At 73.9% G+C, this 23,053-nt stretch carries 21 protein-coding genes and 3 pseudogenes; 10 read left to right on the top strand and 14 right to left on the bottom strand.

Annotated elements, in window-relative coordinates; all coding sequences use genetic code 11:
• Nucleotides 1-268 precede the first annotated feature (268 nt).
• A complete protein-coding gene (locus QQK22_RS08090; protein WP_284250469.1) occupies nt 269-655 on the top strand; it encodes a DUF1844 domain-containing protein in 387 nt (128 codons plus the stop codon).
• 84 nt (nt 656-739) lie between these two features.
• Here QQK22_RS08090 and QQK22_RS08095 read toward each other — a convergent pair whose 3' ends face one another.
• Entirely contained in the window at nt 740-1,507 is a 768-nt protein-coding gene (locus QQK22_RS08095; RefSeq protein ID WP_284250470.1) for an alpha/beta hydrolase, read from the bottom strand.
• Between the two features lie 205 nt (nt 1,508-1,712).
• On the opposite strand from QQK22_RS08095, the gene QQK22_RS08100 reads away from it, so the two are divergent.
• Both QQK22_RS08100 and QQK22_RS08105 read left to right on the top strand, forming a co-directional pair.
• Nucleotides 1,713-3,182 carry a DUF222 domain-containing protein gene (locus tag QQK22_RS08100; protein WP_284250471.1) on the top strand — a complete coding sequence of 490 codons (1,470 nt, stop codon included), beginning with the start codon at nt 1,713-1,715 and terminating at the stop codon, nt 3,180-3,182.
• Nucleotides 3,179-3,595, top strand: a complete 417-nt coding sequence (locus tag QQK22_RS08105; RefSeq protein ID WP_284250472.1) for an HNH endonuclease signature motif containing protein — start codon at nt 3,179-3,181, stop codon at nt 3,593-3,595. Before QQK22_RS08100 ends, QQK22_RS08105 begins: the two co-directional genes overlap by 4 nt.
• A 164-nt stretch (nt 3,596-3,759) precedes the next feature.
• On the opposite strand, the gene QQK22_RS08110 is transcribed toward QQK22_RS08105, so the two are convergent.
• The 7 genes and pseudogenes from QQK22_RS08110 to QQK22_RS08140 all read right to left on the bottom strand — a co-directional run bounded on the left by QQK22_RS08110 (nt 3,760) and on the right by QQK22_RS08140 (nt 9,293).
• Nucleotides 3,760-4,176 (bottom strand): VOC family protein, encoded by a 417-nt coding sequence (locus tag QQK22_RS08110; protein ID WP_284250473.1) that lies wholly within the window; start codon nt 4,174-4,176, stop codon nt 3,760-3,762.
• Nucleotides 4,177-4,208: 32 nt separating this feature from the next.
• A complete protein-coding gene (locus QQK22_RS08115) occupies nt 4,209-5,135 on the bottom strand; it encodes an SseB family protein (RefSeq protein WP_284250474.1) in 927 nt (308 codons plus the stop codon).
• 76 nt (nt 5,136-5,211) lie between these two features.
• A pseudogene (priA, locus tag QQK22_RS08120) lies at nt 5,212-5,960 on the bottom strand (bifunctional 1-(5-phosphoribosyl)-5-((5-phosphoribosylamino)methylideneamino)imidazole-4-carboxamide isomerase/phosphoribosylanthranilate isomerase PriA); the annotation flags it as partial.
• Nucleotides 5,961-6,002: 42 nt separating this feature from the next.
• Nucleotides 6,003-6,662 carry an imidazole glycerol phosphate synthase subunit HisH gene (gene hisH, locus QQK22_RS08125; RefSeq protein ID WP_284250475.1) on the bottom strand — a complete coding sequence of 220 codons (660 nt, stop codon included), beginning with the start codon at nt 6,660-6,662 and terminating at the stop codon, nt 6,003-6,005.
• Nucleotides 6,659-7,453 carry a hypothetical protein gene (locus QQK22_RS08130; RefSeq protein WP_284250476.1) on the bottom strand — a complete coding sequence of 265 codons (795 nt, stop codon included), beginning with the start codon at nt 7,451-7,453 and terminating at the stop codon, nt 6,659-6,661. The genes hisH and QQK22_RS08130 overlap by 4 nt, the downstream gene beginning before the upstream one ends.
• Complete coding sequence (gene hisB / locus QQK22_RS08135; RefSeq protein ID WP_284250477.1) at nt 7,450-8,091, bottom strand: imidazoleglycerol-phosphate dehydratase HisB; 642 nt, start codon at nt 8,089-8,091, stop codon at nt 7,450-7,452. The genes QQK22_RS08130 and hisB overlap by 4 nt, the downstream gene beginning before the upstream one ends.
• Nucleotides 8,088-9,293 (bottom strand): histidinol-phosphate transaminase, encoded by a 1,206-nt coding sequence (locus QQK22_RS08140; protein ID WP_284250478.1) that lies wholly within the window; start codon nt 9,291-9,293, stop codon nt 8,088-8,090. Before QQK22_RS08140 ends, hisB begins: the two co-directional genes overlap by 4 nt.
• Nucleotides 9,294-9,679: 386 nt before the next feature.
• On the opposite strand from QQK22_RS08140, the pseudogene QQK22_RS08145 reads away from it, so the two are divergent.
• Nucleotides 9,680-11,942 (top strand): annotated as a pseudogene (locus QQK22_RS08145) (DEAD/DEAH box helicase).
• 92 nt (nt 11,943-12,034) lie between these two features.
• On the opposite strand, the gene QQK22_RS08150 reads toward QQK22_RS08145, so the two are convergent.
• The 3 genes from QQK22_RS08150 to QQK22_RS08160 all read right to left on the bottom strand — a co-directional run bounded on the left by QQK22_RS08150 (nt 12,035) and on the right by QQK22_RS08160 (nt 14,413).
• The gene (locus QQK22_RS08150; protein ID WP_284250479.1) at nt 12,035-12,325 is read right to left on the bottom strand and encodes a PspC domain-containing protein; all 291 of its coding nucleotides are present in this window, start codon (nt 12,323-12,325) and stop codon (nt 12,035-12,037) included.
• Between the two features lie 132 nt (nt 12,326-12,457).
• Nucleotides 12,458-13,795, bottom strand: coding sequence for a histidinol dehydrogenase (gene hisD / locus QQK22_RS08155; protein ID WP_284250481.1), 1,338 nt, complete (start codon nt 13,793-13,795; stop codon nt 12,458-12,460).
• Nucleotides 13,796-13,804: 9 nt separating this feature from the next.
• Nucleotides 13,805-14,413: a P-loop NTPase family protein gene (locus QQK22_RS08160; RefSeq protein WP_284250482.1), complete on the bottom strand. Its 609-nt coding sequence runs from the start codon at nt 14,411-14,413 to the stop codon at nt 13,805-13,807.
• A gap of 89 nt (nt 14,414-14,502) precedes the next feature.
• Between QQK22_RS08160 and QQK22_RS08165 the strand changes: the two genes are divergently transcribed.
• The 4 genes and pseudogenes from QQK22_RS08165 to QQK22_RS08180 all read left to right on the top strand — a co-directional run bounded on the left by QQK22_RS08165 (nt 14,503) and on the right by QQK22_RS08180 (nt 16,311).
• Complete coding sequence (locus QQK22_RS08165; RefSeq protein WP_284250483.1) at nt 14,503-14,730, top strand: RNA-binding S4 domain-containing protein; 228 nt, start codon at nt 14,503-14,505, stop codon at nt 14,728-14,730.
• 23 nt (nt 14,731-14,753) lie between these two features.
• Nucleotides 14,754-15,638, top strand: coding sequence for a hypothetical protein (locus QQK22_RS08170; protein ID WP_284250484.1), 885 nt, complete (start codon nt 14,754-14,756; stop codon nt 15,636-15,638).
• Nucleotides 15,635-15,859: pseudogene (locus tag QQK22_RS08175) on the top strand (DUF4166 domain-containing protein); the annotation flags it as partial. The gene QQK22_RS08170 and the pseudogene QQK22_RS08175, both read left to right, overlap by 4 nt.
• A gap of 98 nt (nt 15,860-15,957) precedes the next feature.
• A complete protein-coding gene (locus QQK22_RS08180) occupies nt 15,958-16,311 on the top strand; it encodes a DUF4166 domain-containing protein (RefSeq protein WP_284250485.1) in 354 nt (117 codons plus the stop codon).
• 98 nt (nt 16,312-16,409) lie between these two features.
• Here the strand turns inward: QQK22_RS08180 and dnaE are convergent, their stop codons facing one another.
• Nucleotides 16,410-19,967, bottom strand: a complete 3,558-nt coding sequence (gene dnaE, locus QQK22_RS08185; protein ID WP_284250486.1) for a DNA polymerase III subunit alpha — start codon at nt 19,965-19,967, stop codon at nt 16,410-16,412.
• 55 nt (nt 19,968-20,022) lie between these two features.
• Between dnaE and QQK22_RS08190 the strand changes: the two genes are divergently transcribed.
• Complete coding sequence (locus tag QQK22_RS08190; RefSeq protein ID WP_284250487.1) at nt 20,023-20,580, top strand: deoxyribodipyrimidine photo-lyase; 558 nt, start codon at nt 20,023-20,025, stop codon at nt 20,578-20,580.
• The gene (locus QQK22_RS08195; RefSeq protein WP_284250488.1) at nt 20,577-21,404 is read left to right on the top strand and encodes a cryptochrome/photolyase family protein; all 828 of its coding nucleotides are present in this window, start codon (nt 20,577-20,579) and stop codon (nt 21,402-21,404) included. Before QQK22_RS08190 ends, QQK22_RS08195 begins: the two co-directional genes overlap by 4 nt.
• A 72-nt stretch (nt 21,405-21,476) precedes the next feature.
• Here QQK22_RS08195 and QQK22_RS08200 read toward each other — a convergent pair whose 3' ends face one another.
• A complete protein-coding gene (locus tag QQK22_RS08200; protein WP_284250489.1) occupies nt 21,477-22,400 on the bottom strand; it encodes an RluA family pseudouridine synthase in 924 nt (307 codons plus the stop codon).
• Complete coding sequence (locus QQK22_RS08205; RefSeq protein WP_284250490.1) at nt 22,397-23,047, bottom strand: signal peptidase II; 651 nt, start codon at nt 23,045-23,047, stop codon at nt 22,397-22,399. Before QQK22_RS08205 ends, QQK22_RS08200 begins: the two co-directional genes overlap by 4 nt.
• Nucleotides 23,048-23,053 lie beyond the last annotated feature (6 nt).

Consider the following 23,053-nt stretch of genomic DNA (forward strand, 5'->3'; position numbering starts at 1 on the left):
CGCTGATGTGGTGCTCCTCGGTGTCGTGTCGGTGTCGACCTCCGCGCACGGGAAAGGCCCCCGAACGCGGTGCGGACGGAGGCCTCGACGGTCGCGTGTGCACGCACACGCGCAGGTGGACGGCGAACCGCACACCGACCGAGGACCTGCCCCGGGTGACGGGACGAGGTGGGATGAGATCTCCGCTTGCTGACCGACCCCGCGCGGGCCCCGCCGCGAGGCAGGAACGAGTGCGTGACCGGTTGGTCGACATGGAACACTACCAGACATGACCTCCCCCGACATCCCCGGCTCCGACGTGCCCGCCGACCTGAGCCAGCCCGAGGCGAGCCGCGACATCGCGGACGTCCCCGCCGTCGAGATCATCGGGGCCGCGGCGGTGCACCTGATGAGCGCTGCCGCCGTGAAGTGCGGGCTAGCGCCCGACACCGACGGCGCCTCGGGGGCCGACCTGACCGACCTCGACGAGGCCCGCAAGCTCATCACCGCGCTGGCCGGCCTGGTGACGGCGGGCGCCCCCGAGATCGGCGACCGCCACGCCCGCCCGCTGCGGGACGGCCTGCGCTCGCTGCAGCTCGCGTTCCGCGAGGCCTCCGCCTTCCCCGACGCCCCCGGCGAGGGCCCGGGCGAGAAGTGGACCGGCGCCGTCCGCTGAGCCGCTGACCCGCTCGCGGGACGTCTCGCGCCGGGAGGCTCGAGGTCGACGTCGACTCCCGCGGACGACGTCGGCGTCGCCGTCCTACCGCCGGACGGGGAGCCAGTCGACGACGTCCCGGATGCGCGCGTCCCAGTAGCCCCACTCGTGCTCCCCCGGGGTGAGCGAGACGCTCACGGGGACGCCGACGTCGGCCGCCACCGCGAGGAACGCGTGCTGCATGGGGAGCAGATCGTCCTGCTCCCCGCACGCGAGCATCAGCGCCGGGAGCTCCGCGAGATCCCGACGGCGCAGCAGGGCGAGCAGGTCGGCGTCGGTTCCCGTGATGTCGGCCTCCCCGAAGGCGGTCGCGTAGAAGTCGCCGCGCTCGGCTCGCACCTGCGGGTGCGCCATGTGCAGCGCACCCGACAGGGACGCGGCCGCCGCGAACCGCTCGGGGTGCGCGAGCGCCATACGCATTGCCCCGTAGCCACCCATGGACTGGCCCGCCACGAAGGTGTCCTCGCGCCGGTCCGACACCCGGAACATCCGCTGCACGAGCTCGGGCAGCTCCTGCGAGACGTAGGTCCAGTACCGCTCGCCGTGCGCCATGTCCTGGTAGAAGCTCCGCTCCACCCGGGGCATCACGACGGCGATCCCCGCCTCCTCCGCGTACCTCTCGATCGAGGTGCGGCGGGTCCAGGCGGTCTCGTCGTCGGACAGTCCGTGCAGCAGGTACAGGACGGGCGGGTCGCCGGCGGGCTCGCGACCGGTCGTGCCGATCTGGGTGGTGGCCCGCTGCGGCAGGACGAGCGCGACGGAGGTGCTCATGCGCAGCACGTCCGAGGCGAGGGAGACGTGGGCGTAGGCCATGGTCCAGTCTCGCGCACCGGAGCTGCAGGTGGTCGCCGGAGCGGCGCCTGGTTCCGTGACGGCCGAGTGGTGTTTCGGGACGGCACTGGCGTGCGGTCGAGCACTGTCCCCAGGGCCGAGAAACGTTGCGATGACAGCGAAATCTGTGGATACGAGTTCACCCCGAGGCCTGGCCCGTCGTACGTCTGTTCGATAGAATCGGTGCATGGACGCGGGGGCGATCGGCGAGGGCAGGAGCGCGATGGACGACGCCCTGTCGATGCTGCACGACGACCTGGCCCGGTTCGACGCGGCGCTGGTCCGCGAGCTCGAGGGGGCGACGTGGGCGCAGGCCGCCGAGGCGGCCGAGCAGGTCGAGCGCATCGCGCGTGCCGTGCACCGGCTGCAGCTGCGTGCCGCGGGCGCGGTGGAGGCGACGTCGCCGGCCCGGGTCGGTCACGACCCGGAGCGGGAGCCTGCGCCGTACCGCCGTGGGTGCGACATCCTGCGCAGCCGGGTGCGGATCAGCGGGAGCGAGGCGAGGCGACGGATCCGTGCGGCGGCGGCGCTGCTCCCCGGTACGAGCCTGACCGGTCAGCCGCTCGCGCCGCGGCGCGCCGCTCTGGCAGGCGCGGTGGGGACTGCCGCAGAGACCTCGGGACCGGGCGTCGAGGACCCGGACGCCGGCGGCGGTGCCGACGACACCGTAGGTGACGGCCGCAGCACGGGTGACGGCGAGGACCACACCCCGGGCGCCGAGGCGATCGCGGTGATCCTGCGGGTGATGGACCGGGTGACCGAGATCGCGCCGCCGGACGTCCGGCGTGCGGCCGAGCGCACGATGACCACATACGCCGCCACCTTCGACCCGGGCACCCTCGAGCGCGTCGGACAGCGGCTGCTCGCGCACCTCGACCCCGACGGTCTCGAACCAGGCGAGAAGGACCGACGGGCGCGTCAGGGTGTGCGGGTGGGTGCCACCCGTGGTGGCCTGACCCACCTCGACATCTGGGCCGACACCGTGCAGACCGAGGTGCTGCTGACCGTCTTCGACGCCGGCACGAATCCGCGTGCCGCGGCGGGCGCACGCCCTGAGATCGTCGGCACCGAGGTCGTGGGCAGCACGGCGGTTGCTCCGACGACCGGCGCGGACGTGGTGAGCGAGCCCTCGGCCTCGTCCACGACTCCCCCGGCGCCCGCCGCTCCGGGCGCCACAGACGACGACGTGATCGACGACCGCACGCGTCCCCAGGTCATGCTGGACGCGCTCGTCTCCGCGTGCGAGACCGCCCTCCGCACCGGCGGGCTCCCACGGCTCGGCGGGCAGCCACCTCAGCTACTGGTGACGATGCAGCTGGACGACCTCCGGGCGGGGCTCGCGACCGGCGGCGCCTACCCAGGTTGGCCCGACGACGAGAACCCTCCGGGTGCAGGTGCGGCGCAGGATCCGGAACCACCGCCAGATCCGGTGGCACCACTGGACCGGGTAGCACCACCGGACCGGGCAGCACCACCGGACCGGGTAGCACCACCGGACCGGGTAGCACCACCGGACCGGGTGGCGTCGCCGGATTTGACCTGTGCGCCGGGTGGGACCGCTCTACCCGGTCGGGCCACGCCGTCGCGGGGGTGGGTGCCGCCGCGCGCGGAGCTGCGCTGCTCCCCCACGCCGGCCCCGTCCCGGCGAGCGCCGTGAGGCGGCTCGCCTGCGACGCCGACGTCATCCCCGTCGTGCTCGGCGGGCGCTCGGAGATCGTCGACCTCGGCCGACGTCACCGTCTCGTCCCCGCGACGCTGCGGCGCGCCCTCGTGGCACGCGACGGCGGCTGTCTCTTCCCCGGCTGCACGATCCCGTCGACCTGGTGCGAGGCTCACCACGTCGTCCCGTGGTCGCAGGGTGGGCGGACCGACGCCGACAACTGCGTGCTGCTCTGCTCGAGCCACCACCACGCCGTCCACACCGGTCGCTGGTCGGTGACCGCAGCACCGGGGCGACCACCGACACCCGGGATCGCTCGCGATCCGCTCGCGACCTCCCCGTTCCAGATCACGTCCCCGTGGCGACGTCGACCGGAGCAGCGCTGGAACGCCTACCCGCTCGGGGCGTGAGGCGTGACGGGTGATCCGACACCCGGGGCGGTACCCAACGGGGAGGGCGGACGTGACGGCCGGTCACGAACGCTGGGGCAGGCGGACGCGACGGCCGGCTACAGACGCCGAGGCGGCGAGTCGCAGCGGCCGGTCGGGGATGCTGTTTCGGTACCGGCGCGTCCTCACCCCACGAAGATGCAGAACGGGTGACCGGCCGGGTCGGCGTAGACGTACAGGGGCTCATCCGGATCGTCCGTGCGATCGCTGATGAGACGAGCCCCGAGGGCGAGCGCCCGCTCGTGCTGACGCTCCAGCGCCGACCGGTCGGGGACCGTCATGTCGAGGTGGAGCTGCTGCGGGACGCTGGGGTCCGGCCAGGTCGAGGCACGCAGCCTCTCGGCCAGCTGGAAGGCCAGCCGCCGGGTCCCGTCCGCCTCCGTCAGCACGAGCCAGTCCGCCTCGTCCGCTCCGTCGGCGGGGGCCTCGTCCCCCGGCCGGTACCGCAGGCCGAGGAGCTCGCGGTAGAACTCGGCCAGGCCTCGCACGTCCGTCGTGTCGAGGACCGTGTGCAGGAGTACGGGGTGCTCGCCGGTCGCCATCGACCGAGTCAAGCAGTCCGGGTCCACGCACGCTACGCCGTCGTGAGCGCCAGCTCCAGCGAGTCCACCCGCTCCGCCACCACGACGCTCTCAGCGAGCGCCTGCGCCGCCCGCTGCGCCACGACCTGGACCTCCTCGCGCGTGAGCCCGGGCACGACCGCGAGCTCGACCTTGACCTCCGCGCGGCCCCCGGCGAGCACCGCCGTCCGGCGCACGCCGTCGACCCCTCCGACCGCCTCCGCCACCGCGGCGGCCACCGCGGGATCCTCCAGGGCCGGGACCCACTCCTCGCCACGCGCGATCGCCCACACCGCGGGGCGCGGCACCAGGACCGGTTCGTCGGCCCCCGGGTCCAGCACCAGTACACCGGCGGCCTCCTCGACCGCGGCCAGCGCCGTGCGCGCACCCTCGTGCGGCACGGGTCGGGCGTCGCGGCGCCACGCAGCCATCGCCCGCACGCTGGAGAAGATCGGCAGCGCCTCGCGCCCGTCCGGGGTCCGCACCGTCACGAGCGCCGCGGAGGCCTGGCGCGCCTCGCGGAACGCGTCGTCGTCGCCACCGTGGTCGCAGCCCCCGCCGTGGACGTGATCGCGCGCCTCGGCACCGGGAGCGGTCTCGCCCCTACCCGTCCCGCCGGTGTGACCGCGCGCCTCGGCACCGGCGTGCGCCGTCGCACCCGAGACACGTGTCCCGGACGCGGGCTCGCGGTGACCCGTGAGCCGCTCTCGCACGTCGGCGTCGTGCTCGGTCTCCTCGTGGGCCACCACCGGCACCAGCACGCGCTCGCTCGCGAGCGCCCGGACGACCGCCGTCGTCCGACTCGCCCCGACGGGCAGGGCGAGGGCTGCGGCCAGGAGCGGGGGGCACGTGCCGTCGTCGCCCGCGAAGGCCGACGTCGGGGGCAGCTCGCGCGGGGCGCGCTGCTCGCCCGTGCGCGGGAGGAAGTCGCCGATGGGCACGTCAGGCGCCGTGCCCGCCGTCGTCGGAGCCACCCTCGGAGCGAACGCCGCCGTCGACCTCGCCGACGCCGTCGCCGGGCCGGCCCGCGACGTCGAGCGCCTGCTCGATCGTGAACGCACCCGAGTACAGCGCCGTGCCGACGATCGCGCCCTCGACACCGGTGGGCACGAGCTCGCGCAGCACGCGCAGGTCCTCCAGCGTGGAGATGCCGCCCGAGGCGATCACCGGGGCATCGGTCCGCGAGCAGACGTGGCGGAGCAGGTCGATGTTGGGCCCGCGCAGCGTGCCGTCCTTGGTCACGTCCGTCACCACGTAGCGGGCGCAGCCGGCCGCCTCGAGCTGGTCGAGCACCTCGTCGAGCTCACCGCCCTCCTGCGTCCAGCCGCGCGCCGCCAGGCGCGTCCCGCGCACGTCGAGACCGATCGCGATGCGATCGCCGTGCTCCGCGATCGCCGTCGCCGTCCACGCCGGGTCCTCGAGCGCGGCGGTGCCGATGTTGACCCGGCGCACCCCGGTCGCGAGCGCGCGGCGCAGCGACGCGTCGTCGCGGATGCCGCCGGACAGCTCGACCTGGATGCGCCCCGAGACCCGCTCGACGATCGAGGCCAGCAGCTCGTGGTTCGACCCGCGGCCGAACGCGGCGTCGAGGTCCACGAGGTGCAGCCACGGCGCGCCGGCGTCGACCCAGCGCCTCGCCTGGTCGAAAGGGTCGCCGTACTGGCCCCCGACCCGGCCACGCCCTGGACGAGCTGGACGGCCTGACCACCCGTGACGTCGACGGCGGGCAGGAGCTCGAGCACGGGCAGGTCGGTGGCGGCGTTCATCGTTGTCCTCAGGTGGTTCGGGATCGCGGGTCGTTCGAGATCTCAGGCGGTCAGCGAGTCGACCCAGTTGCGCAGGAGGCGCGCACCGGCGTCGCCGGACTTCTCGGGGTGGAACTGGGTGGCGCTCAGCGGGCCGTTCTCCACGGCGGCCACGAACGGGCGGCCGTGCTCGGCCCACGTCACGCGCGGTGGCACGAGCGGCGTGTCACCGGCCTCGGCGAGGATCTCCGCCGGGTCGACCCCCACCCCGTAGGAGTGCACGAAGTAGAAACGTTCGTCCTCCACACCGCGGAACAGCACGGTGTCGGCGGGCGGACGGACGGCCGACCAGCCCATGTGCGGCACGATCTCGGCCTCGAGCGGGACGACCTCCCCGGGCCACTGGTCGAGGCCGGCGGTACGGGTGCCGTGCTCGGTCCCGGCGGTGAACAGCACCTGGAGGCCGACGCAGATCCCCAGCACCGGCCGCCCGCCCGCCAGGCGCCGGTCGATCATCCGGTCGCCCCCGACCGCGAGCAGCTGCTCCATCACCGCGGCGAACGCCCCGACGCCGGGGACCACGAGTCCGTCCGCAGCCGCGACGGCCGCCGGATCGGCGGTCAGCGTCACATCCGCTCCGGCGCGCTCCAGCGCCCGCACGGCGGAGTGGGTGTTGCCGGAGCCGTAGTCGAGGACCACGACGGCGGGGCGCGCGTCGGTCACGACGTCTCCCCCTCGTCGCGGCGTCGGCGCCCGAAGAGACCGCGCACCCCACCACCGCCGGCACCCCCGGCGCCACCGAGGTCGGAGGAGCTGATGTAGCCCGGCACCTGGGGCGCCTGGACCAGACCGATGAGCAGGCGTTCGGCGACGGCGTCGGCCTGCGCCAGCACGAGGCCCGGCGGCGGCTCCTGCGCGATCTGGCCCCCGCGGTAGCGCCGCGCCTTGACCTGCCCGGAGATCTCGCCGCTGACCTCCTCCACGCGCGCCGCCAGCAGCACCACCTCGCTGCGCGCGGCCACGGACAGCGCGGCCCCGAGGGCCTCGGCCTCCCGCGGGATGCCGCTGAGGAGCTCACCGGGGTCGGCGTCGGCCTCGAGCTGCTCGACGTAGCGCACCGCGATCGCGCCGCGCCCCGACGGCACCACCGCCGCCTCGATCCCGGCGAGTGCGAGGATCGAGGCGAGCACCTTCGCCTGCCTGACCTGCGTCAGCACGACGGCGGTGGTGCGGATGACGGCGGGCTCGACGTCGTCGTCGGCGGCATCCTCCTCAGCCGTGCCGGAGGCCGGTGCGGAGGTCGACGGCGTGGCGCCACCGGCCGTGCCGGCGGCGGAGGTGTCAGCGGCGGTGTCGGAGGCGTCGGCCGTGTCGGGGAGGCCGGGCGCCGAGGAGGCTCCGCCGTCGTCGCCGAAGAGGCTGGAGAGGTCGTCCGGGACGACGACGCCGTCGGGCAGGTCGTGGGAGAGGTCGTCCGGGTCGTCCGCGCCGCCCTGATCGCGATCGGACGTCACAGCGCGCCCTTGGTCGAGGGCACGCCGACGACGCGGTCGTCGAACGCGACGGCCGCGCGCAGCGCCCGGGCGAGCGCCTTGAACTGCGCCTCGACGATGTGGTGGGGGTCGCGCCCGGCGAGCACGCGCACGTGCAGGCAGATCCCGGCGTGCAGCGCGAGCGACTCCAGCACGTGCCGCGTCAGCGAGCCCGTGAAGTGGCCGCCGATGAGGTGGTAGGCCTGCCCCTCCGGCTCGCCCTCGTGCACGCAGTAGGGGCGCCCGGAGACGTCGACGACGGCGAGCGCCAGCGCCTCGTCCAGCGGCACCGTGGCGTCGGCGAAGCGGGCGATGCCGACCTTGTCGCCGAGCGCCTCGCGCAGCGCCTCACCGAGCACGATGGCCGTGTCCTCGACCGTGTGGTGCACGTCGATGTGGGTGTCGCCCGTCGCCCGCACCGTGAGGTCGAACCTCGCGTGCGTGCCCAGCGCGGTGAGCATGTGGTCCCAGAACCCGACCGTGGTGTCGACGTCGACGACACCGGTGCCGTCCAGATCGAGCTCGACCACGACGCTCGACTCGCGCGTGGTCCGCTCGATCCGCGCGCGGCGCGGGGCGCGCCCCGCCGTCGTCGGGGTCTGCTCGTTGGTCGCGCTCATGCCCGTCCCTCCACCGATTCCTGCTCGATCGCCTGCGTGAGTGCCGCGCGGAAGGCGGCCGTCTCCTCCGGGGTGCCGACGGTGACGCGGAGCCACCCGTCCGGGCCCACCTCGCGCACGAGGATCCCCGCGTCCAGGAGGCGGCGCCACACGGCGTGCCTGTCGGAGAACCTACCGAACAGGATGAAGTTCGCGTCGCTCGCGACGGCGTCCAGGCCCCGCTCCTGCAGCCAGACCGCGAGGGCGTCCCGCTCCTGCCGGAGCGACGCGACCTGAGCCATGAGCTCGTCGGTGTGCCCGAGCGCCGCGAGCGCCACGGCCTGCGTCACCGCCGAGAGGTGGTACGGCAGCCGCACGATCCGCAGCGCGTCCACGAGCGCGGGGGCCGCGGCCAGGTAGCCGACGCGCGCACCCGCCATCCCGAAGGCCTTCGACATCGTGCGGGTGACGGCGAGGTGGGGGTGGTCGGCCAGGATCGAGAGGGCGCTCGGCACGCCCGCCCGCCGGAACTCCGCGTAGGCCTCGTCGAGGACCACCACGGTCGCGGCCCCGTCGGGACCGCTCGTGCGTGCGACGTCGAGGATGCGCTCCACCACCGGCAGCGGCAGCGCCGTGCCGGTCGGGTTGTTCGGGCTCGGCAGGAGCACGACGGCGGGGCGCACCTCGCGGATCAGCGCGATCGCGACGTCCGGGTCGAGGGTGAAGTCGTCCTCGCGCCGTCCGGCGACCCAGGCGGTGTGGGTGTCGCGCGCGTACTCGGGGTACATCGAGTAGGTCGGCGCGAAGGAGAGCGCGGTGCGACCCGGGCCGCCGAAGGCCTGCAGCAGGTGCAGCATGACCTCGTTGGAGCCGTTGGCGGCCCACAGGTGGTCGGCGTCGAGGCCCGTGACGCCGGACTCGCGCTCGAGGTAGGCCGCGAGCGCCGTGCGCAGGGCGCGGAACTCGCGGTCGGGGTAGCGGTTCAGGCCGTGGGCGGCGCGGGCGACGGCGGCGGCGATGCTGGCGACCACCGCCTCGCTGGGCGGGTAGGGGTTCTCGTTGACGTTCAGCAGCACCGGGACGTCGAGCTGGGGCGCGCCGTACGGCTCCTCGTGCGCGAGCTCCGGTCGGATCGGGAGCCGGGGCGCTCGGGGCTCGGGGGCCTCACGGGCGTCGCGGGGCTCGGCGGCTGACGCGTCGGGCGCGTCGGACGTGGCGGTCACGGTGCCCCAGTCTAGGTGGGAGCGGCGCCGCGATCCCGCGGTGCCCGCACGGCGGGACGGGGGTCGCGCGGTGTGTCCACCGGCCGTGTCCACAAGGCTGACCGTCGGGGTCCGGGCCTGTCGGACCCCGCGCGTACGGTGATTCTCATGACGGACCTGCCCCCGCTCGAGGAACCCCCTACGACCCCGAGTACGACGCCGCACCCCCGGACGACGGTGGCGCGGAGACGTACCGGGGCCCAGGTGCCGGCTCGCGAGCGACCGCCGCGCCGGCGCCGCGTCCCCGAGCGGGCGCGGGCGGCGACGACCGTCCGCAGGCGCGACGCCTCGCCCCCGAGGCCCGCTTCGCGCGGCCCCCACGTGCCGACGTCGCCGCGACCGCCGAGCTGCGCGCCGAGGCCGAGACCGCGCTGCGCGCGCTGGTGGGGCGGGAGGACGCCGTGCTGCGCGAGGACCAGTGGCGGGCGATCAGCGCGCTCGTGGCCGACCGCGCCCGCGCCCTCGTGGTCCAGCGGACCGGCTGGGGGAAGTCGGCCGTGTACTTCGTGGCCACGAGCCTGCTGCGCGCCCGCGGCGCGGGGCCGACCGTGATCGTCTCGCCCCTGCTCGCCCTCATGCGCGACCAGGTGGCGGCCGCCTCCCGCGCGGACATCCGCGCCGTCACCATCAACTCCGCCAACACCACCGAGTGGGACGACATCCACGCCGCCGTCGCCGCCGGCGAGGTGGACGTCCTCCTGTGCTCCCCCGAACGCCTCAACAACCCGGCGTTCCGGTCCGAGGTGCTCCCCCGGCTGGCCGCGACGGCGGGTCTCGTGGTGGTCGACGAGGCCCACTGCGTCTCGGACTGGGGCCACGACTTCCGGCCCGACTACCGCCGCATCCGGACGCTGCTCGAGACGCTGCCGGCCGGGACCCCGGTGCTCGCGACGACGGCGACAGCGAACGCCCGCGTCAGCGCCGATGTCGCCGAGCAGCTGGGCGCCGGGCTCCCCCGACCCCGGGGACGGGCGTGAGCGGCGGCGGAGGCTCGGACACGCCCCGCCGGGAGGTGCTGGTGCTGCGCGGGACGCTCGCACGCGACTCGCTGCGACTGGCGGTCCTCCCCCGGGCCGACGCCGCCGTACGCGTGGCGTGGCTCGTGGACTACCTGCGGAGCGCGACGGGGTCCGGGATCGTCTACTGCCTGACCGTCGCGATGGCCGAGGAGGTGGCCACGCAGCTGCGGTCCGCCGGCCTCGACGTCGCCTCCTACACCGGTCGGACCGAACCGTCCGAGCGGGAGCAGCTCGAGGCAGACCTGCTCGCCAACCGGGTCACGGCGCTGATCGCGACCTCGGCGCTCGGCATGGGCTTCGACAAGCCCGATCTCGCCTTCGTGGTGCACCTCGGGGCCCCGAGCTCCCCCATCGCCTACTACCAGCAGATCGGACGTGCGGGGCGCGGAGTCGCGAGCGCCGACGTCGTGCTGGCCCCCGGCCCCGAGGACCGCGCGATCTGGGACTACTTCGGGTCGCTCGCCTTCCCCCGGCCGAGACCGTCCGCCAGGTGCTGGCGGCCCTGGCCGACTCGCCCGACTCGACCGCCTCGACCGCGCGGCTCGAGACCGCGGTCGACCTGCGCCGCTCGCGCCTGGAGATGATGCTCTCGGTGCTCGACGTCGACGGTGCGGTCAGCAAGGTCCGCGGCGGTTGGCGCCGCACCGGCCAGGAGTGGGACTACGACGCCGAGCGGTACGCCCGCGTGGAGCGCGCGCGGCTCGCCGAGCAGGCCGCGATGATCGAGTACGAGCGGCTCGGGCCCGACGACTGCCGCGTGGCCTATCTGCGTCGGCAGCTCGACGACCCCGAGCTCGTGGGCGTGGGACCGGCGGGGTCCGGCGCCGACGGCACCGACACCGGCACCGGCACCGGCACCGGCACCGAGGACGGGACGCGAACCGCCGGCGGCCCCGCCTGGCGGTGCGGTCGGTGCGACCTGTGCGCCGGCCCGTGGGCGCCCGAGCTGCCCGACGGCGAGTCCGCCGAAAACGTCCGGGTCGCTCTCGCCCGGGCCGGGGTCGAGATCGTGCCGCGCCGGCAGTGGCCGACCGGGATGCCCGGACTGGGCGTCGACCTCGCCGGGCGCATCGCCGTCGAGGACCGCGCCGAACCCGGCGTCGCGCTCGCGCGCATGGACGGGATCGGCCTGGCGGCCAGCGTGCGCGAGGCGGTCGGGACGACGGCGGGCGACGGCGTCGTCGGCCCCGACCTGCGCGCCGCGACCAGGAGCGTGCTCGAGCGCCTGCGGTCGGACGGGGTGCGGGTCGACGGTGTCGTGGCCGTGCGTTCGAGCACGCGCCCCCAGCTGGTGGACCACCTGGCGCGCGGCGCCGCCGCGGTGCTCGGGGTGCCGGTCGTCGGCTCGGTGGTCCCCCGCGACGGGATGCCCCCGGGTCGGCACGACCTCAACTCGGCGCAGCGTCTCGCGGTCGTCGAGCGACGGCTGCAGCTGGACCTGAGCGACGGCGCCGCCGCCGGGCTGAACGGTCGCAGCGTCCTTCTGGTGGACGACTACACCGACTCCGGCTGGACTCTGACGCTCGCGGCGCGACTGCTGCGCCGTGCCGGGGCCGGCGCCGTGCACCCGTTCACCATCGGAATGCGCTGAGCGTGGCCCACCCCGACGGGCGCCCGCAGTGGGGGCGCCCGTCGGGGTGCCGGTGAGGCGTGCCGGTGAGGCGTGCCGGTGAGGCGTGCCGGTCAGAGGTCGTAGGGCCGCGGGCTCCCGCCCGTGGCGCCACCTCCGCCGTTCCCGTTGCTGAAGGCCTTCTGGAGCGGGATCGAGCCGTCCTGCCACGGCAGCAGGATCCACGCGATCGCGTAGACGACCCAGCTGAGCACCGGCAGGATCATGAGGATCACCACGACGAGGCGGACGACGTTGACGTCCCAGCCCCACTGGCGGGCCATCCCGGCGCACACCCCACCGAGGAGGCGCCCGGGGCCACGGCGGAAACCGGTGTTGCGGATCATGTCGTAGAAGGAGTTCATGCCCTCGACGCTAGGCGCCGGCGTGCCCGGGCACCATCGGGGGATGCACCGATCCTGACCCCGAGGTGTCCCCCTGCGGGTGGACTGCGACGTGACGTCGTGACGACGTGGCGACGCCGCGCCCCACCCCGCTCAGAGCCGGGCCTGGGCCGCCTCGCCGTGGGCGGGCAGGTCCTCAACATTCGCGAGCGCCACCAGCGGTTCGGTCACGGCCGCGAGCGCCTCGCGCGTGTACTCGATCACCTGCACCGACTTCATGAAGCTCATCACCCCGAGCCCGGAGGAGAAGTGCGCGCAGCCGCCCGTCGGCAGGACGTGGTTGCTGCCCGCGACGTAGTCGCCCAGCGAGACCGGCGAGTACGCGCCGACGAAGATCGCCCCGGCCGACCGCACCCGCTCGGCGAGCGCGGCGGCGTCGGCGGTCTGGATCTCCAGGTGCTCGGCCGCGTAGGCGTCCACGACGGCGAGCCCCTGCTCGACGTCGTCGACCAGGACGATCGCGGACTGCGGTCCGCCCAGCGCGGTGCGCACCCGCTCGGTGTGCTTCGTCGCCGCCGCACGCACCTCGAGGCGGTCCTCGACGGCGGCCGCGAGCGCGAGCGAGTCCGTCACCAGCACGCTCGAGGCGTGCGGGTCGTGCTCGGCCTGCGAGACGAGATCGGCCGCGACGTGGTCGGGGTCGGCGGTCTCGTCCGCGAAGATGCCGATCTCGGTGGGCCCCGCCTCGGAGTCGATGCCCACGACGCCGCGTACCGCTCGTTTGGCCGCCGCCACGTAGACGTTCCCGGGTCCGGTGACGACGTCGACCGGGGCGCACAGCTCCGCGCCCGCACCGCCGTCGGCGTCCTCGGAGCCGACCACGCCGTAGGCGAACATCCCCACCGCCTGCGCTCCCCCGACGGCGTAGACCTCCTCGACCCCCAGCAGCGCGCAGGCCGCGAGGACGGTCGGGTCGGGCAGACCGCCGTTGTCGCGCTGCGGCGGGCTGGCCACGGCGAGACCCTCGACGCCCGCCACCTGCGCGGCCACGACGTTCATGACGACGCTGGAGGGGTAGAGCGCGAGCCCGCCCGGCACGTACAGACCCACGCGGCGCACCGGCACCCAGCGCTGACGCACCTGGGCCCCGGGGGCGAGCTCCGTGCTCGTGGCGCGCGGCAGCTGCGCGTTGTGACCGGCGCGGACCCGGGACGCGGCGAGCTCGAGGGCCGAGCGCAGCGTCGGGTCGAGCCGCTCCAGCGCGGCGGCGAGCTCGTGCGCCGGCACCCGGACGTGCGTCGGACGCACGCCGTCGAACCGCTCGGCGAGGTCGCGCAGAGCGGCGGCGCCGCGCGCGCGGACGTCGGCCAGGATCGGCTCGACGGCGCCGGTGGCGGCCTCGACGTCGAGCGGGGCGCGCGGGATCGCCCGGCGCAGCTCGGCGGTGGTGAGCGTGCGGCCGCGCAGGTCGATGCGAGAGATGACGGGCATGGCTCGATCCTACGAGCGGGACGCGCCGAGCCCGTCGACGAAGGCTCGGACGGCTCGCGGGCTGCCGAGCTGGACGATCGCGGGAGCGGCGCCGCGGCTCGTGGTCCGGGTGTCACCCATGCGCGCCAGCATGCGGGACCGGACCACCGGGTGCTGCACCCAGGCCCAGCGCACGATGTTGCGTTCGGGGTCCCACCGCAGCCAGTCCCGGGGCCGCTCCCGGTTCCCGTGCCACAGCGAGGTACGCAGCACACCACGGGCGATCGTCCGGCGCACGACGCGGACCATCACGAGCCACCGCGGGAGGTCCAGCCACACGAGCACGTCGGCCCCGTCGGGCGTGCCGGGGTCGAGCCGACCCTCCAGGCGCGAGGACCAGTTCCCCTCGGCCACCCAGCCGTCCGGGTGGTCCGCCACGAAAGCGTCGATCATCGCGTGCGCCTCGCCGAGATCGCGGTAGGCCCAGCCCGCGTCCCAGAACACCGCGTCGAGCTCGAGGTGGGGCACGCGCAGCCGCTCTGCGACGTCGCGGGCCAGCCGTGTCTTGCCGGCACCGGAGACACCGACGATCCGGAGGCGGCGGGGTGGTCCGGGGGCGGGGGCGGGATCCTCGGGCACCGGCCGATGCTAGCGGCGGCGGACCCAGGACCATCGACCCGGGACCTCGGACCCGGGCGCCTACGAGCGCCACCCGGCAGGATGTCCCCATGGAGATCGAGATCCGCGACGACATGATCCGCCTCGGCCAGCTGCTCAAGCTCGCGGGCCTGGTCGAGGACGGCGCCGACGTCAAGGAGCTCCTGGCCGACGACGCCGTCACGATCGACGGCGAGCCCGAGAACCGGCGCGGGCGTCAGGTCGTGCCGGGCGCCGTCGTCGAGATCGACCTCCCCCAGGGTCCGCAGACGCTGCACGTCGTCCGCCGGACGCGCTGACCGCGGACCACGGGGAGCCACCGGTGCCACCGACCCGCCGCCCCCGGGGTGCTCCCCGCGCGGGCCGTCAGATCTACGTCGAGACGGTCATCTCCGCGGCGAGCCCCGACGTCGCCACCTCCGACCCTCCCCGCAGCGCCGCGTCCGAGGCGCGCACCGCCGCGCTCGTGGACCGCGTGTGGCACCCGACGCAGGATCCGCTGCAGCATCCGCGGTGGGACCTGCGCTTCACCCACATCACGCCGCAGGAGTGCGCCCCCGCACCCTCGCGCGCCCACCGCTTCCGCTACGAGATCCGGGCCCCGGGACGCCTCGGGGACCGGCTGGCGCTGCGCGGGTGGGGCACCTCCGTCGGGCACCGGCGCGGCGAGGACGGCCACGGCACCTCCGCGCTCCGCTTCGCACCGGACGACGTGCTCTCACCGCTCGGCCCCGGCCAGGGGTACTGGCGCTACGTCCCCACCCCGGGCGGTGTGCGATTCGTCACCGGTTACGACTACACCCCCGGGTGGGGACCGCTCGGTCCGCACCTCGATCCGCTCGTGCGTCCGCTCGTGGGCTGGGCGACGGCGTGGAGCTTCGACCGTCTGCGGCTGTGGGTCGAGCGCGGGACCGACCCCGCCCGGGCGCGGGACGCCGCGATCGCCGTCGCCGCCCTGCGCGCCCTGGCCGTCGCGACCGGGGCGCACCTGGTGGTGCGCACGTCCCGGCGTCGGGGGCGCTCCGGAGTGCTCGCCGTCGGCACGGGGCTCGCACTCCTCGCGGCGGCGGTCGTGGTGCCCACCCCCGCCGGCGTCCCGTCCGCGCGCCGGACGCTGCGCCGCCCGCCGGATCCGAGCGCCGCGCGCGCCCCGCGGAGCCTGGACACGCTCGCCGCCGACCCCCACCCCCGTCAGGAGCCCGCATGAGCATCGTCCTCGACGCCCTCGGCAGCGACGCCGAGCGCCTCCACCCGCAGCTGCGGCGACGCTTCGGGGCGAGCACGACGGCGGGCTACTCCTGCATCGGGCGCGGCGTCATGGATCGGATGTGGCACGGCCCGGTCTGGACGCTGCCGTTCCTGCACCTCGGCGCGTGGCGCAACATCCTCGTGCCGGAGTCGGGTCGGGACATCCCGTTCACGATCGAGAACTACGCCTACACCGACGCGCACGGCCGCGAGAGCCTGTCGGTGGTGCGGACGTTCGAGGTCTCCCCGGTCGGCGCCGGCGCTTCGACGCCACCCTCGTGGCCGACGGGCCCGGCCGCGTCCTCGACTACCTCGGCACGCACCAGCACCTCGCCGTCGACCTCACCCCGAGCGTCCTGCCCGACGGCTCGCTGCAGATCCTCTCGCGGGGTCAGCGCTTCCACGAGGGACCGGTGTCGTTCCGCTTCCCGCTCGCCCTCTCGGGCACGGCGGTGCTGCGCGAGGGGTTCGACGACGCCGCGGGGCGCTTCACGATCGAGGTCGCCGTGAGCAACGAGCGGTTCGGCCCGCTGGCGGGCTACGAGGGCAGCTTCACCTGCACCTACCCGGAGGTCGTCGGCGACGCGGTCCCGACGTCGGCCCGCACCCTGCGTGAGGAGCGCCGCCGCTGAGGATCTCGACACCGGCCGACCTCACGCCGAGAACGTCCGAGGCCGCGAGAACGGGCCCGGCGACGCGGCTCAGGACGTTCTCGGCGGGGTGTCCGAGTTCAGACGAGGCAGCTCGGCCCGAGCAACGCCTTGAGATCCCCGTACAGCGACGACGTCCGGTCGATCCGCAACGCGTCACCCGCGCGCACCACCGTGCGCCCCGTGCGGGTGCGCACGTGCACGTGCAGCTCGTTGCTGCCCGGGTGGCTCTGGAGCACCTCCACCAACCGCTCCAGCAGCGGCTGCGTGCACCGCGACTCGGGGATCGTGATGGCGACCGGTGCACCGTCGGCGGTGGAGACGACGTCGGGCAGCGAGAGCTCCATCGCCTGCACCGAGAGAGCGTCGTCGCGCCGGCGCATCCGGCCCTTGAGCACGACGACGGCGTCCTCGGCCAGCACCGTGGAGTAGGCCAGGTAGGTCTCGCCGAAGAACAGCACCTCGACGCTGCCCTCGAGGTCCTCGATCGTCACTGCGGCCCAGGGGTTGCCGCTCTTCTTGGAGATCTTCACCGCGACGTTCGTGATGAGACCGGCGATCGTGATGACGCTGCCGTCCGGCCGCGCCTCGTCGGTCAGGAGCGTCGCGATCGAGACGTCGCTGGCGGCGCTCAGCACGTGCTCGACGCCGGCGAGCGGGTGGTCGGAGACGTACAGGCCGAGCATCTGGCGCTCGAAGGTGAGCTTCTGCTTCTTGTCCCACTCCGGCAGGTCCGGGACCTGGACGGAGAAGGTGCCCGCGCCGTCGTCGCTCGCCCCGAGCTCGGCGAACAGGTCGAACTGACCCACGGCCTCCTTGCGCTTGACGTCGATGACGGCGTCCACGGCCTGCTCGTGGATCAGCAGCAGCGAGCGGCGCGTGTGGCCGAGCGAGTCGAAGCCGCCCGACTTGATCAGCGACTCGATCGTGCGCTTGTTGCACACGACCGCCGGCACCTTGTCGAGGAAGTCCGTGAAGGAGGTGAACGCGCCCTTCTCCTCGCGCGCCGCGACGATCGCGTCCACGACGTTCTGGCCGACGTTGCGCACGGCCGCCATCCCGAACCGGATGTCGCCCCCGACCGGGGTGAACGTCCCCGCCGAGGCGTTCACGTCCGGCGGGAGCACCGTGATCTTCAGCCGGCGGCACTCGTTGAGGTAGATCGCCGACTTGTCCTTGTCGTCCCGCGTGGACGTCAGGAGCGCGGCCATGTACTCGGTGGTGTAGTTCGCCTTGAGGAACGCGGTCCAGTAGGAGACGAGTCCGTAGGCGGCCGAGTGCGCCTTGTTGAACGCGTAGTCGGAGAACGGGACCAGCACGTCCCACAGCGCCTTGATGGCCTTCTCGGAGAAGCCGTTCTTGCGCATGCCGCCCGAGAACGGCACGTACTCCTTGTCGAGGATCTCCTTCTTCTTCTTGCCCATCGCACGCCGGAGGAGATCGGCCTCGCCGAGCGTGTAGCCGGCCAGGTGCTGGGCGATCTCCATCACCTGCTCCTGGTAGACGATCAGCCCGAACGTCTTGCCGAGGATGTCCTCGAGCGCGTCGGCGAGCTCGGGGTGGATCGGCTCGATCTCCTGCAGGCCGTTCTTGCGCAGCGCGTAGTTCGTGTGCGAGTTGGCGCCCATCGGGCCGGGGCGGTAGAGCGCACCGACGGCCGAGATGTCCTCGAAGTTGTCCGGCCGCATGGTGCGCAGCAGCGATCGCATCCCGCCGCCGTCGAGCTGGAAGACGCCCAGGGTGTCGCCGCGCCCCAGGAGCGCGTAGGTCTCCGCATCGGTCAGCGGGACGTCCTCGATCACGACGTCGTCCTTGCCGTTGACCGTGATGTTCTCGAGCGCGTCGTCGAGGATCGTGAGGTTGCGCAGGCCCAGGAAGTCCATCTTGACCAGGCCGAGCTCCTCCCCGGCCGGGAAGTCGATCTGCGTGATGATCGCGCCGTCCTGCTCGCGGCGCATGATCGGGATCACGTCGAGCAGCGGCTCGGAGGAGATGATGATGCCCGCCGCGTGCACGCCCCACTGCCGCTTGAGGCCCTCGATCCCCTTGGCGTGGTCGGTGATCTTGCGCGCGTCCGGGTCGACCTCGTAGAGCGTGCGGAACTCGGCCGCCTCGGCGTAGCGCTTGTCGCTCGGGTCGAAGACGCCGGACAGGGACATGCCCTTGCCCATGACGTCGGCGGGCATCGCCTTGGTGAGCTTGTCACCCATCGCGAACGGGTAGTCGAGCACCCGGCCGGCGTCCTTGAGCGCCTGCTTGGCCTTGATCGTTCCGTAGGTGACGATCGAGGCGACCTTGTCGTCGCCGTACTTCTCCGTCACGTACCGGATGACCTCACCGCGCCGGCGCTCGTCGAAGTCGATGTCGAAGTCGGGCAGGCTCATGCGCTCGGGGTTGAGGAAGCGCTCGAAGATGAGGCCGTTCGCGAGCGGGTCGAGCTCGGTGATCCCCATCGCGTACGCCGCCATGGACCCGGCACCGGAACCGCGACCCGGACCCACGCGGATCGAGTTGCGCTTGGCCCAGTTGATGAAGTCGGCCACCACCAGGTAGTAGCCCGCGTACCCCTTGGAGGTGATGATCTCGATCTCGTACCGGGCCTGCTTGTCGACCTCGGCCGGCACGACCTCGCCGAACCGGTGCACGAGGCCGCGCTCGACCTCCTTCACGAACAGCGAGATCTCGTCCTCGCCCTCGGGCACCGGGAAGTGCGGCATGTACTTGCCGACCTGCTCGGTGAACTCCACCTCGCACCGCTCCGCGATGAGCAGCGTGTTGTCGCACGCCTCGGGCAGCTCCGCGAAGATGCTGCGCATCTGCGCCGCCGAGCGCACGTAGTAGGAGTCGCCCGTGAACGCGAACCGGTTGCCGCCCTGGTCGTAGGTGGGGTCCGAGAGCAGCGAGTTGGACTGCACCGCCAGCAGCGTCTCGTGCGCGGTGTGGTCCTCCTGGCGCACGTAGTGCAGGTCGTTGGTCGCCACGAGCGGCGCACCGATCTGCTTGCCGAGCTCGACGAGGTCGCGGAACACGCGGCGCTCGATCTCGAGCTCGTGGTCCATCAGCTCGATGAAATAGTTGTCCTTCCCGAAGATGTCCTGCATCTCCCCGGCGGCGCGCACGGCCTCGTCCCACTGCCCGAGCTTGATGCGCGTCTGCACCTCGCCCGAGGGGCAGCCCGAGGTCGCGATCAGACCGTCGCTGTACCGCGTCAGCAGGTCGCGGTCCATGCGGGGCTTGAAGTAGTACCCCTCCAGGCTGGCGAGCGACCCCAGGCGGAAGAGGTTGTGCATCCCCGCGGTCGTCTGCGACCACAGCGTCATGTGCGTGTACGCACCGCCGCCCGAGACGTCGTCGCCCTTCTGGTGCGGTTCGCCCCACCGCACCCGGGTGCGGTCCTGGCGCGCCGTGCCCGGCGTCACGTACGCCTCGAGCCCGATGATCGGCTTGACGCCCGCCCTGCGCGCCTTCCCCCAGAAGTCGTACGCGCCGAAGAGGTAGCCGTGGTCGGTGATCGCCACGGCGCTCTGCCCCTGCGCCTTCACCTCCGCGATGAGGTCGGGCACGCGCGCGGCGCCGTCGAGCATCGAGTAGTCCGTGTGCACGTGCAGGTGGACGAAGTCTTCCTGGGCCGCCGGCATCTGACGATCGTAGAACCTCGTGACGCCCCCGGGGAGCGGGTGGCAGGCTCGAGGGATGACCGATCTCGCACCCCGCCTGTGGTGGATCCGCCGCGACCTGCGCCTGCACGACAACCCCGCGCTGCTGGCGGCCAGCGGGGGTGAGGACGGCCACACCGGGTCCCACCCGGTGCTGGCGGTCTTCGTGCTCGACGACACGCTCTGGGACCCGGCCGGCACCCCGCGCCGCGACTACCTCATGACGTCGCTGGCACGCCTGGACGCCGCGACGTCGGGCCACGTGCTCCTGGTGCACGGCACGCCCGAGCACGCGATCCCCGCGCTCGCCCGGTCCGTCGGGGCCGACGAGGTCCACGTCGCGGCCGACTACGGGCCCTACGGTGCGCGCCGCGACGAGGCGGTGGCCCAGGCCCTGGGCGACGACGCCGCGCTGGTGCGCACGGGATCGCCTTACGCCGTCGCGCCCGGCCGCGTGACCAAGGACGACGGCGAGCCCTACAAGGTCTACACACCCTTCTCGCGCTCCTGGGAGAAGCACGGCTGGCGCGCACCCGCCCCCGCGCCGAGCGCGTCCGCTGGGTCGACCCGGCCGAGGTGGACCTCGGTCGCATGACGCGGCGCGAGCTGCCCGACCCCGCCGACGGCCACCCCGACGCCGGCGAGGAGCGCGCACGGGAGCGCTGGGAGGAGTTCCACACCGGTGCCCTGGCCGACTACGCGAGCGAGCGCGACCGCCCCGACCACGAGGGCACGTCCGCGCTGTCGGCCTCGCTCAAGTGGGGCGAGCTGCACCCGCGCACGCTCCTGGCGGACCTGGCGCGCAAGCGGAACGAGGGCGCCGCTACGTTCCGCGGCGAGCTCGCGTGGCGGGAGTTCTACGCCGACGTGCTGTTCCACGACCCCGAAAGCGCGCGCGAGTCGCTGCGCGACGTCGTGCCGGACGACGCGTGGATCGCCGGCGCCGAGGAGTCCGACGCGCTCGAGGCGTGGACGGCGGGACGGACGGGCTACCCGTTCGTCGACGCCGGTATGCGGCAGCTCGCCGAGACCGGGTGGATGCACAACCGGGTGCGGATGGTGGTCGCCTCGTTCCTCGTCAAGGACCTGCGCGTGCGGTGGCAGGCGGGTGCGCGGCACTTCATGCGCACGCTGATCGACGGCGACCTCGCCTCCAACCAGCACAACTGGCAGTGGGTGGCGGGTACCGGAACGGACGCGGCGCCCTTCTTCCGGATCTTCAACCCTGTCACGCAGGGGCTGAAGTTCGACCCGCACGGCGACTACGTGCGCCGGTGGGTGCCGGAGCTCGGCGAGATCCCCGGGAAGGCGGTGCACGAGCCGTGGAAGTTGGACGAGCAGCCCGCGGGCTACCCCGAGCGGATGGTGGACCACAAGCGCGCCCGCGAGGTCACGCTCGAGGCCTACGGGCGGCGCTGAGGCGAAGGGTCGCCCGCCGTCGCGCGGGCGATCCCGCCGCTCAGCCCTGCAGCACCTCAGCCCCCCATCACCTCAGCCCCGCAGCACCTCCAGCGCGTGCGCCAGGTCGTCGGGGTAGGTGGAGGTGACCACGAGCGGCTCACCCGTCGCGGGGTGGGCGAACCCCAGCCGCATCGCGTGCAGCCACTGCCGCCCGAGCCCGACGCGCGCCGCCAGGACCGGGTCCGCACCGTAGGTGAGGTCACCGACGCACGGGTGTCGCAGCGCCGAGGTGTGCACCCGGATCTGGTGCGTGCGGCCCGTCTCGAGGTGGATCTCCAGCAGACTCGCGCGCGGCATCGCCTCGAGCGTCTCGTAGTGCGTGACGCTGGGCCGGCCGTCGGCCACGACGGCGAACTTCCAGTCGTGCTTCGGGTGGCGTGCCAGCGGCGCGTCGATCGTGCCGGAGGAGGGATCGGGGTGCCCCTGGACCAGCGCGTGGTAGACCTTCTCGACCGTGCGCTCCTTGAACGCGCGCTTGAGCACCGTGTACGCGTGCTCGCTCTTGGCGACCACCATGAGGCCGGACGTGCCGACGTCGAGCCGGTGCACGACGCCCTGCCGCTCGCTCGCGCCCGACGTCGCCACCCGCACGCCCGCCGCCGCGAGGCCGCCGATCACGGTCGGCCCGGTCCAGCCGGGTGACGGGTGCGCGGCGACGCCGATCGGCTTGTCGACCACGACGACGTCGTCGTCCTCATACGCCAGGCGCATCCCGTCCACGACCGTCGCCACGACGCCCTCCGCCTCGCGCTCGGGCTCGGGCCGCTCCACCTCGAGCCAGCCGCCCGCGGTCAGGCGGTCCGACTTCGCCAGGACGCGGCCGTCGAGGCGCACCCCGCCGTCGTCCGCCAGCGCTGCGGCGCGCGAGCGGGACAGGCCCATCAGCCGCGCGAGCGCGACGTCGACCCGCTCCCCCGCGAGACCGTCCGGGACCGGGAGGGTCAGGTCGCTCACGAGGCGCCGCCGTCGCGCTCGGGCGCGGCCTCGACGCGATCCTCGCGCGAGGCCTTCCCGCGCTCGCGCGTCCCGTCCCAGGAGATGCCGAGGAGGGTCAGGAGGACGAACGACGCCGCGGCCGCGACGATCCCGATGTCGGCGACGTTGCCGATGAAGACGCCGTAGTCGATGAAGTCGACGACGTGGCCGACGGCGAAGCCGGGGTCCCGCGCGAGCCTGTCCACGAGGTTGCCGAGGGCACCGCCCAGGAGCGCGCCGGCCGCCGCGGCCCACCCGCGCGAGCGGATCCGGGTCGCGAGCGAGATCACGACGACGGCGCACACCACCATGGCGATCGTGAAGATCCAGGTGTGTCCGGTCCCGAACGAGAGCGCGGCGCCCGGGTTGAAGACGAGCCGCCACCCGAGCAGGTCGCCGATGAACGGGATTCGTTCCCCCGGCTCGAGCTGCTGCAGCGCCACGGTCTTGGTCGCCTGGTCCAGCGCGAGGACGCCGACGGCGAGGGCGGCGAGCAGGCCCACGCGTCGCGCCCGCGGTGGGGTCGGCGTCGAGGTCGCCCCGGCCCCGGATCGCCCGGCGGCCACGGCTGGGTCGACGGCGGCGTCGCCGGAGGGGGCCGTCTCGTCTGCGGTCTGCTCAGTCATCGCCTC

This window comes from Litorihabitans aurantiacus (genome assembly GCF_030161595.1).
Classification (GTDB): domain Bacteria; phylum Actinomycetota; class Actinomycetes; order Actinomycetales; family Beutenbergiaceae; genus Litorihabitans; species Litorihabitans aurantiacus.

What these genes read in the sequence shown, in the direction of transcription:
- hisD (WP_284250481.1), bottom strand. Translation starts at nt 13,795, where the DNA reads ATGCCCGTCATCTCTCGCATCGACCTGCGCGGCCGCACGCTCACCACC.
- QQK22_RS08100 (WP_284250471.1), top strand. Translation starts at nt 1,713, where the DNA reads ATGGACGCGGGGGCGATCGGCGAGGGCAGGAGCGCGATGGACGACGCC.
- QQK22_RS08205 (WP_284250490.1), bottom strand. Translation starts at nt 23,047, where the DNA reads ATGACTGAGCAGACCGCAGACGAGACGGCCCCCTCCGGCGACGCCGCC.
- QQK22_RS08110 (WP_284250473.1), bottom strand. Translation starts at nt 4,176, where the DNA reads ATGGCGACCGGCGAGCACCCCGTACTCCTGCACACGGTCCTCGACACG.
- QQK22_RS08090 (WP_284250469.1), top strand. Translation starts at nt 269, where the DNA reads ATGACCTCCCCCGACATCCCCGGCTCCGACGTGCCCGCCGACCTGAGC.
- QQK22_RS08195 (WP_284250488.1), top strand. Translation starts at nt 20,577, where the DNA reads ATGACGCGGCGCGAGCTGCCCGACCCCGCCGACGGCCACCCCGACGCC.
- QQK22_RS08095 (WP_284250470.1), bottom strand. Translation starts at nt 1,507, where the DNA reads ATGGCCTACGCCCACGTCTCCCTCGCCTCGGACGTGCTGCGCATGAGC.
- hisB (WP_284250477.1), bottom strand. Translation starts at nt 8,091, where the DNA reads ATGAGCGCGACCAACGAGCAGACCCCGACGACGGCGGGGCGCGCCCCG.
- QQK22_RS08165 (WP_284250483.1), top strand. Translation starts at nt 14,503, where the DNA reads ATGGAGATCGAGATCCGCGACGACATGATCCGCCTCGGCCAGCTGCTC.
- QQK22_RS08150 (WP_284250479.1), bottom strand. Translation starts at nt 12,325, where the DNA reads ATGAACTCCTTCTACGACATGATCCGCAACACCGGTTTCCGCCGTGGC.
- dnaE (WP_284250486.1), bottom strand. Translation starts at nt 19,967, where the DNA reads ATGCCGGCGGCCCAGGAAGACTTCGTCCACCTGCACGTGCACACGGAC.
- QQK22_RS08190 (WP_284250487.1), top strand. Translation starts at nt 20,023, where the DNA reads ATGACCGATCTCGCACCCCGCCTGTGGTGGATCCGCCGCGACCTGCGC.